Genomic DNA, 11,315 nt, shown 5'->3' on the forward strand with positions numbered 1-11,315 from the left:
GAAGTTTATAGGGTATATGGATAGGGTGAAATAGAAAATAAATAATGAAAAGAAAACGGGCAACTTTGCCCGTTTCTTAATTAGACTTTGATGAAGTACTTATTATCCAAAACCTTAGAAACTTCTTTATTGAGAATATTCAGCAAGAGAATAGAACGGGTTTCCCCATCTGGTTCGTTATAAATTGCTTGAATGCCTTCGAAGATCCCCTCAGTGATCAAGACCGTATCCCCCGTAATTGGGGTTTCAGGTGCAATATACTCTTGCTCAGTCACAGACATTAATTCATCAATTAATGTCTGTGGAACAATGGCCGGATAAGTGCTGAACCGAACAAAATTATTGACACCACGGGTTGAGTTAACGGTCGTGGTATGAATAACTTCAGGATCAAAGTGAACAAACAGATAATTGGGAAACAGTGGTTCAATAACGGTGGTTCGTTTACCCCGAATGATTTTTTCAATTTTGGCTGTAGGTGTTAGGCAAATAACGTCTTGTCTCTCTAAGTTCTCTATTGCCCTAGAGATTTGCCCACGTTTACAGTAAAGAAGATACCAATTTCCCATAATATTTCGACTCCGTTACGTAGAATGTCTAGCATAACAAAACCAGTACTAAGGGGTCATCAATAAAAGTAGAAGTTATTTAAAGTGTAAGTCGTATTTTTTTATATTCTACCGTGCTTATTTCTATAAAAGTCCGGGTATTACGTTATCGGTATTTTTCAGTTGCCAAGTTACCCAATGCCATACTATATCTGCGGACATAGGGGAGCAACGCACGATGAACAAATTGCAGCGTTTTGCATCATTTCCCTGTATCTGAGGAATCTGCCCCACAAGATTGCACTAAATCCATTGCCTTTTAGCTGGTTATGAGTTTACCTTGTAACCCTCATGAGAGGGATTATAATAACTTTCCCTCCTAAAAAATCGGCACAAATGAATAATATGAAATATCGCGATTTAAGAGACTTTCTTTCCTTGTTAGAACAATCAGGTGAATTAAAACGTATTCAGATGGAAGTTGATCCCTATCTGGAAATGACTGAAATTGCAGATCGTACTCTTCGTGCCGGTGGCCCTGCCTTATTATTTGAAAATCCTAAGGGATATTCGATGCCTGTGTTATGCAACTTGTTTGGGACACCTAAGCGTGTTGCCATGGGAATGGGACAGGATGATGTTAAGGCACTGCATGATGTGGGTAAGTTATTGGCTTTCCTTAAAGAGCCTGAACCACCAAAAGGCTTTCGTGATTTGGTCGATAAACTGCCGAAATTCAAACAGGTTTTGAACATGCCAACCAAACGCCTTAACTCTGCACCTTGTCAGGAGCAGGTTTGGGCGGGAGATGAGGTGGATCTCACCCGTATCCCTGTTATGCATTGTTGGCCAGAAGATGCCGCGCCATTGATTACATGGGGATTGACGGTGACTAAGGGGCCGAATAAAGAGCGCCAGAACTTGGGCATCTACCGTCAACAGGTGTTGGGCAAAAACAAACTGATCATGCGCTGGTTATCACATCGTGGCGGTGCACTTGATTTTCAGGAGTGGTGTCATGCACATCCGGGAGAGCGTTTTCCGGTGGCTGTTGCGTTAGGCGCTGATCCTGCCACGATATTGGGCGCGGTGACCCCGATTCCCGATACTTTGTCTGAATATGCGTTTGCTGGATTATTGCGTGGGCATAAAACGGAAGTCGTGAAATGTCTATCCAACGATCTGGAAGTGCCTGCCAGCGCTGAAATTATCCTTGAAGGTTATATTGAGCCGGGTGAAATGGCCCCGGAAGGGCCATATGGTGATCATACCGGCTATTACAATGAAGTCGATATGTTCCCGGTATTGACGGTAACCCATATCACTCAACGCAGCGATGCTATCTATCACTCCACTTACACCGGGCGTCCGCCGGATGAACCTGCGGTGTTGGGTGTTGCGTTGAATGAAGTTCTGGTGCCAATATTACAAAAACAATTTCCTGAAATTGTGGATTTTTACTTGCCGCCAGAGGGTTGCTCTTATCGACTCGCGATCGTGACAATGAAAAAACAGTATGCAGGTCATGCCAAGCGAGTGATGATGGGGGTTTGGTCATATCTGAGGCAATTTATGTATACAAAATTTGTTATCGTTTGTGATGATGATATCAATGCGCGTGACTGGAATGATGTCATCTGGGCGATAACAACGCGAATGGACCCGCAGAGAGATACGGTCTTAATGGAAAATACACCCATTGACTATCTCGATTTTGCCTCTCCTGTTTCTGGGTTAGGCTCAAAAATGGGGTTAGATGCAACCAATAAATGGCCAGGAGAGACACAAAGGGAATGGGGGCGCCCGATAGTGATGAGCGATGAGATTCGGGTCCGTGTCGATGAAATTTGGGATCAATTAGATATTTTGAAGCGATAAGAGGGAACGCATGACAACATTAAGCTGTAAAGTAACATCGGTTGACTCCATTACAGATACAGTTTATCGGGTTCGTTTATTACCTGATTCGCCTTTTTCTTTCCGTGCAGGACAATATTTGATGGTGATCATGGATGAAAGGGATAAGCGCCCTTTCTCCATGGCATCACCACCATCAGAAAAACAGCTTATTGAGCTGCATATTGGGGCTTCTGAGCTAAATCTCTATGCAATGGCGGTAATGGATAGGATTTTGGACCAAAAAGTCATTGATATTGATATTCCACACGGTCAGGCATGGTTTCGTGAAGACAGCGAAAATCCGATGCTATTGATTGCGGGTGGAACGGGATTCTCATATACACGTTCTATCTTATTGGCCGCATTGGAAAAAAATCCTAATCGTGAAATTGCTATCTATTGGGGCGGACGAGAGCTGCAACACCTTTATGATTTGGATGAGTTGCAGTCATTGAGTGAGCGTTATCCCAATTTGACCATTGTTCCTGTCGTTGAGCAGGTTGATGAACACTGGCGTGGGAGAACGGGCACCGTGCTGAGTGCAGTTTTAGAAGATTTTGGCAGTTTGGCAAACCATGATATCTATATTGCCGGCCGCTTTGAGATGGCGAAAATTGCCCGTGAACGGTTCTGTAGTGAACGTGATGCCTCTGTTGATCGCATGTATGGAGATGCGTTTGAGTTTATTTGAGCCGTTTACCAGAGCTGTTGACGATAAGAAATAAAAAACCCGCCCCTGACAGGCGGGAAACTACGGCAACAACTTATTCGAGTGATGCAATAGAAAAGACAGACAAGGGAAAAACCGATTAAATATCAATCGTCAGGCCGGCTGCGCTCTATAGGCAAGTCGCCAACTGTTGATCGCTATACTCTTTCAATAATCGTGGCAATACCTTGGCCTAACCCGATGCACATGGTTGATAGCCCGAACTGAACATCTTTACGTTCCATCAAGTTAAGCAGGGTGGTTGTAATGCGGGTACCAGAACATCCTAATGGATGACCAAGGGCAATCGCGCCACCATGCAGGTTGATTCTGTCATCCATGCTATCCATCAGGTTCAGTCCCTTCAGGCAAGCCAAGGATTGTGCAGCAAATGCTTCGTTCAATTCCATGACGCCAATGTCCGCAAGACTTAATCGGGCTTTCTTCAAGGCCATTTGTGTGGCAGGCACAGGCCCATAACCCATGATAGAAGGATCACAACCGACAACCGCCATTGAGCGGATACGGGCGCGAGGCTTTAACCCTAACTCTTTAGCTTTGCTTTCGCTCATGATCAGCATGGCAGAGGCACCATCAGAAAGTGCTGAGGAGTTACCCGCAGTCACACTTCCGGTGACAGGATCAAAAACAGGACGCAGCGCAGCCAAATCTCTTAGGCTAGTATCTGAACGGATCACTTCATCGAAATTGACGAGTTTTATATTCCCGTCTGCATCATGTCCATATATAGGAACGATTTCGCTGGCGAACGCCTTTGATTCGGTGGCTTGTGTCGCGCGTTGATGAGAACGCAGGGCAAACTCATCCTGCATTTCACGGCTGATATTATACATTTTGGCCAGCATTTCGGCTGTCAGTCCCATAACACCCGCTGCTTTGGCAACGTTGCGGCTTAATTTAGGATGAAAGTCGACACCGTGTGTCATGGGAACATGCCCCATGTGTTCAACACCGCCGACCATAACGATACCGGCATCGCCAGTCATGATCATGCGGGCGCCGTCGTGCAGTGATTGCATTGAAGAACCACAAAGGCGGTTAACCGTGACCGCAGGAACGGAATGGGGAATTCCTGCCAGCAGTGCAGCGTTACGTGCAATATTGAACCCTTGTTCCAGAGTTTGTTGCACACATCCCCAAGAGATGTCATCAATATCTTCAGGTTTAACGGCAGGATTGCGCTTAAGTATGGATTTCATCAGATGTGCAGAGAGATCTTCGGCACGGACCTGACGGAATACACCACCTTTTGAGCGCCCCATTGGGGTACGGATACCATCAATAATAACTACGTTTTCCATGTTTTCAGACCTCACGCTTTTTCACCTGGATTAACAGCAAGTTCTGCTGGTGCAGGGTAGTAACTTTCATTGCTTTCGGATTTTGCTTTCAGGCCGGCGGGTACGTGATAGAGTGCGCCCAAGTGCGCATAACTTTCTGCCATCTTCACGTAAGCTGCGCTTCCCATCGTATCCAGATAACGGAAAACACCACCGTGGAATGGAGGGAAGCCCAAACCATAGACCAGTGCCATATCGGCTTCTGCCGGGCTGGCAATGACACCTTCTTCCAGGCAACGGACAACTTCGTTAATCATCGGGATCATCGTCCGGGCAATGATCTCTTCGCCAGAGAAGGTCTGTTTCGGTTTGCTGATGCCCGCCAGTAATTGATCGGTTGTTTCATCCAGCGCTTTTTTCGGTTTGCCTTTTTTGTCTTGAGCATACTTATAAAAACCAACGCCATTTTTCTGACCATAACGCTGATTTTCAAATAAAACGTCAATGGCATCCCGATAATCACGGTTCATGCGGTTCGGGAAACCTTGGGCCATAACCGCCTGTGCATGGTGAGCAGTGTCAATGCCGACAACATCAATCAGATAAGCGGGACCCATTGGCCAGCCAAACTCTTTTTCCATGATTTTGTCGATTTGGCGGAAATCACCACCATCACGCAGCAACATGCCAAAACCAGCCAGATAAGGGAATAATATGCGGTTGACGAAGAAACCCGGGCAATCGTTAACCACGATGGGGGTTTTACCCATTTTACTGGCATACGCGACAACGCTTGAAATCGTCTTATCTGAGGTTTTTTCTCCACGGATGATTTCAACCAGCGGCATACGATGTACTGGGTTGAAGAAATGCATACCACAGAAGTTTTCCGGGCGTTTTAGTGATTTTGCTAATTCAGTGATGGGGATAGTGGAAGTATTCGAAGCCAGAATACAGTCATCGCTCAGATGTGATTCTGCTTCTGCCAGAACCGCTGCTTTGATTTTAGGATTTTCAACTACCGCTTCAACCACAATTTGGGATTGCTCAATACCGGCATAATTCAGGGTGGGTTGAATGGATGCCAGAATCTTGGCCATTTTCATGGCATTTAAGCGTCCACGCTCAAATTGTTTATTCAGCAACTTGGCCGCTTCATTGACACCTAAATCCAGCGCTTTTTGATTGATGTCTTTCATCAAGACAGGAATGCCCTTGCGCGCTGATTGATAGGCAATCCCCCCGCCCATAATTCCGGCACCCAATACCGCCGCATGTTCAGGCGTTGTGACAGCTTGCAGATGTTTTTTCGCCAGCCCTTTAACGTATTGGTCATTCAGGAAGATACCGACTAAAGCACGGGCGACAGGGGTGTGTGCTAATGATACAAAACTGGCGGATTCCAGTTTCAGGGCTTCATCGCGTCCCAGTGTCGCCCCTTTTTCAATGGTTTTTACCGCAGTAATGGGCGCTGGATAATGAGGGCCGGCCACTTTCATCACCATCCCTTTTGCCACGGTGAAACTCATGGTACGTTCGATCTCATTGAGATTCAGTGGCATCAGTTTGGGCTGACGGGCGGCTTTCCAATCCAAATCTCCCCGAATGGCTTGCTCCAAAACTGAAACCGCAGAGTCACGTAGTTTTTCGGCAGGAACGACAGCATCAACCAAACCATTTTTCAGCGCTTCTTCAGCGCTAATATCTTTTCCGGCGGAGATGATTTCGAGAGCATTATCTGTACCAATCAAGCGTGGCAGACGGACAGAACCACCGAACCCCGGCATAATGCCCAGTTTAGTTTCTGGCAATCCGATGTGAAGATCCGGGGATGCGATACGAAAATCTGTTGAAAGGACTAATTCACACCCACCGCCAAGGGCGTAGCCATTGATAGCGGACAGCGTGGGAACAGGGAGATCTTCTATGCGGTTAAAAATGTTATTGGCGAGATTCAGTAATTCGTGCAGTTTTTCTGCTGGTGCATTGAATAACGATAGAAATTCTGTGATGTCTGCGCCGACAATAAACGCTGCTTTTTCAGAGCGTATCAGCAACCCTTTTAGTTCAGTCTCTTGCTCAAGGGCAGCAACGGCCTTATCCAGTGACGTAACCGTTTTTGTATCTAATTTATTAATGGCAGCCGGCGCATTGAAGATCAGTTCAGCAATGCCATCTTTCAGCCATTTTAATTGAATAGTTTCACTTAGGTAGAGCATGTCATTCTCCTCAATGAGTGCATACCATCTGGTATGACCAGATGTGGTTGATTGTGATTACTGTGTTAATTTAATGCAAACTAATGATTATTTTTTTGTAGGGCGGATCACAGGTAAGATTTATGGCAGGAAGCAATGTTTTTTGTTAGTACTTTGAAAAATATAAATATATTTGCTCATTTTCAGAAAGGGTGTTTTTCACAGGATAGCTCCCACTAGAATGAATTGTGGTAATATTTAAGCTCCTGCCAAAAAATCAAAAGGCTAATTAAGATGGAAAAGTTAGCATCTCTGTACCAAGAACATATTAAAACCCTACAAAAACGTGTCCGCGAACTCTTGGCTCGAACTCAGCTTGACGCCCTGCTTATTCATTCAGGTGAATCATTACGGGTTTTTCTTGATGACAGCCATTACCCGTTTAAGGTCAATGCACACTTTAAGGCTTGGGTGCCTGTGACCAAAGTACCGAATTGCTGGTTGTGGGTTGATGGTGTCAGTAAACCTAAGCTCTGGTTTTATTCACCCGTAGATTATTGGCATAGTGTAGAACCACTGCCCAATGGCTACTGGACTGACGAAATAGATATGTTTCATTTGGCAAGCGCTGAAGATATCAGCACCAAACTGAATGGATTATCAAAACAGAACACCGCTTATATTGGTGAACAAACTGAGCGCGCTAAATCTTTGGGCATTCTTGATCATAATATCAACCCCAAAGCCGTCTTGAACCATTTGGATTACCATCGTTCATATAAAACAGATTACGAATTGGCGTGTATGCGTGAGGCTCAGAAAACGGCCGTTAATGGTCATCAGGCCGCCTATGATGCTTTTCTGTCTGGCGTGAGCGAATTCGAAATCAATATGTTTTATTTGATGGCAACAGGGCACCGCGATACTGATGTTCCTTATGATAATATTATCGCCTTAAATGAAAATACGGCGGTTTTGCATTACAACAAATTACAACAGAGAGTGCCCGCTGAAATTCGCAGCTTCTTAATTGATGCCGGCGCGGAATATCATGGTTATGCTGCGGATATCACCAGAACCTATGCAGCAAAACCGAATAATGATTTCGCTTCACTCATCAAGGATCTGAATGAAGAACAGCAGGCGCTCATCGGCACAATGAAAACGGGAGTTCGATATACCGACTACCATATTAATATGCATCAACGCATAGCCAACATACTGAAAAAACATGATATTGTTCATGGTATCAGTGAAGGGGGCATGGTTGAAAAAGGGTTGACAACACCATTTTTCCCACATGGGCTTGGTCATCCCCTGGGTTTGCAGGTGCATGATGCGGCTGGATTTATGCAAGATGACAGAGGAAACCATCAGGCGGCACCGGAACAATATCCTTATTTGCGTTGTACCCGTATCTTGGAGCCGGGGATGGTTTTGACCATTGAGCCGGGTATCTATTTCATTGAAACTTTATTGGCGCAGTGGCGTGAAAGCGAATATCGCCAGCATTTTGATTGGAAAAAAATCGATATGTTGAAACATTACGGCGGGATCCGTATCGAAGATAACATCGTGATCCACGATGGAAAAATTGAAAATATGACCAGAGACTTACAATTATCCTGATGAAGCCTTATTTGATCCCTGCGGCTTCAGTCAGCTTTACTGAAGAAATAAAAAAGAGTCATTTCATTACCCTGCTGGAGCATACCAGCGGGGTAGATGAGGCTAAATTATTTATCCAAAATATCAAAGCGCAATATCCTGATGCCCGGCATCATTGCTGGGCTTTTGTGGCAGGTGCACCGGATGATTCCCAACAGCTGGGATTTTCTGATGATGGTGAACCTACCGGAACGGCCGGTAAGCCTATGATTGCCCAGTTAATAGGAAGTGGCCTGGGTGAAATTACCGCTGTCTCTGTTCGCTATTTTGGCGGCATAAAACTGGGGACGGGGGGGTTGGTAAAAGCCTATGGCAATGGTGTGCAGCAAGCGCTGAAATTGTTGCAGACCGAATACAAAGTGCCGCAGAAGTTGTATCAGTTACAGTGTGAGTACTCGCATATTTCAATGGTAGAACAGTTGCTACACCAATTCTCAGGGCAAGTGATCGCCAGTGATTATGCTGAAAATGTCACTTTGCAAGTCTCGCTGCCAGCTACCCTTGTCGGGGAGATAGGTGATAAATTGCGGGATTTGAGCCGTGGAGCGCTGTTTTTAACACCAAAATCGTAATTATTTCGTCATATCGGATTTCTAAGGAACCAGCCGGATGCATTTTCGCGCCATAACCCGCATTGTTGGGCTACTTGTCATTCTTTTCTCTGTCACAATGATTATTCCGGGCTTGGTGGCATTGATTTATCGCGATGGCGCAGGCAGGGCATTTAGCCAGACATTCATCTTTTCCCTCGTCATTGGCTTAATATTGTGGGTGCCTAATCGTGAACAAAAATATGATCTTAAACCGAAAGAGGGTTTTTTGATTGTCGTCCTGTTTTGGACTGTGTTGGGAAGTGTGGGGGCATTGCCATTTATTTTCTCTGAAAAACCCAATCTTTCAGTCACAGATGCCTTTTTTGAATCATTTTCCGGTTTGACGACGACTGGGGCCACGACGCTTGTTGGCCTTGATTCCCTGCCCAAGGCAATTCTGTTCTACCGACAAATGTTGCAATGGTTGGGAGGCATGGGGATTATCGTGCTGGCTGTGGCGATCTTGCCGCTGCTTGGCGTTGGGGGGATGCAGCTTTATCGGGCAGAAATGCCGGGGCCATTGAAAGACAATAAAATGCGTCCCCGTATCGCAGAAACGGCAAAAACGCTCTGGCTGATTTATGTCTTGTTGACCATAGCCTGCGCACTGGCGCTTTGGGGCGCGGGGATGTCGGTATTCGATGCGATTTCCCATAGTTTTTCTACCATCGCTATTGGTGGATTTTCCACTCATGATGCCAGTATTGGCTTTTTCAATAGTCCGGTCATCAACACGATTATTGCCATTTTCTTATTAATTTCAGGCTGTAATTTTGGTCTGCATTTCGCCGTTCTTTCTGGCCGAAGTTTGAAAGTTTATTGGCGTGATCCTGAGTTTCGTATGTTCATTACTATTCAGTTGGCATTATTGGCAATCTGCATACTGATACTCTGGCAACATTCCGTTTATGAATCAGAATTGGAAGCATTGAATCACGCTTTCTTTCAGGTTGTCTCTATGGCGACCACGGCTGGATTTACCACTGACACTTTTGCCCATTGGCCACTGTTTTTACCTTTCCTGCTGTTATGTTCTGCATTTATAGGAGGATGTGCGGGTTCGACGGGAGGCGGTCTCAAAGTTATCCGTATCTTGTTGTTGTTCTTGCAAGGCTCGCGTGAATTAAAGCGTTTAGTGCATCCGAACGCGGTATACACCATTAAATTAGGACGACGGGCGTTGCCGGAACGAATTATTGAAGCAGTATGGGGCTTTTTTTCAGCTTACGCGCTAGTCTTCGTCATTAGCATGTTGTTACTGATCGCAACGGGGGTTGATGAATTTTCTGCTTTTTCTGCCATCGCAGCAACATTGAATAACTTGGGGCCAGGATTGGGTAGCGTTGCTGATAACTTTACGACGATGAATCCGATGGCTAAATGGGTATTGGTTGTCACTATGCTATTTGGACGTTTGGAAGTGTTCACATTATTAGTCCTGTTTACCCCAACTTTTTGGCGCGAATAGTGCTGCGGTGGCGCGGCGTAGATAGTGATTCATCTTTATATGTGAAACTCAGATTAATAAGGGCGTATCTATGAGCTATTTGTTGCTCTATTCTACTCAGGATGGACAGACCAGAAAAATTGTTACTCGTATCGCAGAGAATCTCCGCCGTGCTGGTATTCAGTGTGATTTAAGAGATCTTTCAACAGTGAAGCAGGTCAATTTGCTGCCTTATCAAAAAGTCATGATAGGTGCATCAATACGTTATGGCCGTTTCAATTCCATATTGCATAATTTTGTCATTCGCCATCAAAAACCATTGAACCAAATGCCAACCGCCTTCTTTGGTGTCAATTTAACGGCGAGAAAGCCAGAAAAAAGGACACCAGAGACGAACTCTTATGTACGTAAGTTTTTAATAAAAAGCCCGTGGCAACCTGATTTATGTGGCGTCTTTGCGGGAGCGCTACTTTATCCACGCTATCGTTGGTTGGATCGCATCATGATTCAGTTCATTATGCGTATGACCGGAGGAGAAACAGATACAACAAAAGAAATCGAATATACCGATTGGGAACAGGTAGATCGTTTTTCTGAGGAGTTTTTGCAAATATCGTGTGATAAAGCGCTTTAAAAATCGTCTTCTTGCTGGTTATTACCCCGTTTTGAGGAAAAAAACCACGAACGGAAAAGAAATTCAAAAAAACTATTGTCAGCGCCGTAAAACTCCCTATAATGCGCCACCACTGACCGACGCCAAGCCAAGACCGGCCGCGAAGGGCAGCAGGAAGAAAGCGAAAATAAATGCTTGACTCCGGAGGCGAAAAGCGTAAGATACGCAGCCTCGCAACCCGGCAGAAACGCCCGGTTGCCACCGCTCTTTAACAAATTAATCAGACAATCTGTGTGGGCACTCGCAAGACACTGTCTAACGCCGAAAGGCGAAAGAACG

General features: G+C 45.2%; 10 protein-coding genes. 6 read left to right on the forward strand and 4 right to left on the reverse strand.

Annotation, left to right across the window (positions count from 1 at the left end; all coding sequences use genetic code 11):
- Window positions 1-80: 80 nt before the first annotated feature.
- A complete protein-coding gene (gene rfaH, locus PSI17_RS14640) occupies window positions 81-569 on the reverse strand; it encodes a transcription/translation regulatory transformer protein RfaH (protein ID WP_273552677.1) in 489 nt (162 codons plus the stop codon).
- 384 nt (window positions 570-953) lie between these two features.
- On the opposite strand from rfaH, the gene ubiD reads away from it, so the two are divergent.
- Both ubiD and fre read left to right on the forward strand, forming a co-directional pair.
- Complete coding sequence (gene ubiD / locus PSI17_RS14645; RefSeq protein ID WP_273552686.1) at window positions 954-2,426, forward strand: 4-hydroxy-3-polyprenylbenzoate decarboxylase; 1,473 nt, start codon at window positions 954-956, stop codon at window positions 2,424-2,426.
- A 10-nt stretch (window positions 2,427-2,436) separates the two neighbouring features.
- On the forward strand, window positions 2,437-3,138 hold the full coding sequence (gene fre / locus PSI17_RS14650) for an NAD(P)H-flavin reductase (RefSeq protein WP_273552678.1): 702 nt from the start codon (window positions 2,437-2,439) through the stop codon (window positions 3,136-3,138).
- A 176-nt stretch (window positions 3,139-3,314) separates the two neighbouring features.
- Here the strand turns inward: fre and fadA are convergent, their stop codons facing one another.
- Together fadA and fadB are read right to left on the reverse strand one after the other, a co-directional pair.
- Window positions 3,315-4,478, reverse strand: a complete 1,164-nt coding sequence (fadA, locus tag PSI17_RS14655) for an acetyl-CoA C-acyltransferase FadA (protein WP_273552679.1) — start codon at window positions 4,476-4,478, stop codon at window positions 3,315-3,317.
- Window positions 4,479-4,489: 11 nt separating this feature from the next.
- Entirely contained in the window at window positions 4,490-6,676 is a 2,187-nt protein-coding gene (gene fadB, locus PSI17_RS14660; protein ID WP_273552680.1) for a fatty acid oxidation complex subunit alpha FadB, read from the reverse strand.
- Between the two features lie 273 nt (window positions 6,677-6,949).
- Between fadB and pepQ the strand changes: the two genes are divergently transcribed.
- From pepQ to hemG, 4 genes are all read left to right on the forward strand, one after another.
- Window positions 6,950-8,284 carry a Xaa-Pro dipeptidase gene (gene pepQ / locus PSI17_RS14665; RefSeq protein ID WP_273552681.1) on the forward strand — a complete coding sequence of 445 codons (1,335 nt, stop codon included), beginning with the start codon at window positions 6,950-6,952 and terminating at the stop codon, window positions 8,282-8,284.
- A complete protein-coding gene (locus PSI17_RS14670) occupies window positions 8,284-8,895 on the forward strand; it encodes an IMPACT family protein (protein ID WP_273552682.1) in 612 nt (203 codons plus the stop codon). Before pepQ ends, PSI17_RS14670 begins: the two co-directional genes overlap by 1 nt.
- Window positions 8,896-8,932: 37 nt before the next feature.
- Window positions 8,933-10,384 carry a Trk system potassium transporter TrkH gene (gene trkH, locus PSI17_RS14675; protein WP_273552683.1) on the forward strand — a complete coding sequence of 484 codons (1,452 nt, stop codon included), beginning with the start codon at window positions 8,933-8,935 and terminating at the stop codon, window positions 10,382-10,384.
- Between the two features lie 70 nt (window positions 10,385-10,454).
- Complete coding sequence (hemG, locus tag PSI17_RS14680) at window positions 10,455-10,997, forward strand: menaquinone-dependent protoporphyrinogen IX dehydrogenase (protein ID WP_273552684.1); 543 nt, start codon at window positions 10,455-10,457, stop codon at window positions 10,995-10,997.
- Here hemG and PSI17_RS14685 read toward each other — a convergent pair.
- Window positions 10,994-11,315, reverse strand: a 322-nt coding sequence (locus PSI17_RS14685) for a hypothetical protein (protein WP_273552685.1), incomplete at its 5' end; no start/stop codon positions are given. The two genes, hemG and PSI17_RS14685, sit on opposite strands and share 4 nt — an antisense overlap.

The organism is Xenorhabdus sp. IM139775 (genome assembly GCF_028598745.1).
Taxonomy (GTDB): domain Bacteria; phylum Pseudomonadota; class Gammaproteobacteria; order Enterobacterales; family Enterobacteriaceae; genus Xenorhabdus.

Coding starts and splice junctions, on each gene's coding strand:
- rfaH (WP_273552677.1), bottom strand. CDS start 569: ATGGGAAATTGGTATCTTCTTTACTGTAAACGTGGGCAAATCTCTAGG.
- ubiD (WP_273552686.1), top strand. CDS start 954: ATGAAATATCGCGATTTAAGAGACTTTCTTTCCTTGTTAGAACAATCA.
- fre (WP_273552678.1), top strand. CDS start 2,437: ATGACAACATTAAGCTGTAAAGTAACATCGGTTGACTCCATTACAGAT.
- fadA (WP_273552679.1), bottom strand. CDS start 4,478: ATGGAAAACGTAGTTATTATTGATGGTATCCGTACCCCAATGGGGCGC.
- fadB (WP_273552680.1), bottom strand. CDS start 6,676: ATGCTCTACCTAAGTGAAACTATTCAATTAAAATGGCTGAAAGATGGC.
- pepQ (WP_273552681.1), top strand. CDS start 6,950: ATGGAAAAGTTAGCATCTCTGTACCAAGAACATATTAAAACCCTACAA.
- PSI17_RS14670 (WP_273552682.1), top strand. CDS start 8,284: ATGAAGCCTTATTTGATCCCTGCGGCTTCAGTCAGCTTTACTGAAGAA.
- trkH (WP_273552683.1), top strand. CDS start 8,933: ATGCATTTTCGCGCCATAACCCGCATTGTTGGGCTACTTGTCATTCTT.
- hemG (WP_273552684.1), top strand. CDS start 10,455: ATGAGCTATTTGTTGCTCTATTCTACTCAGGATGGACAGACCAGAAAA.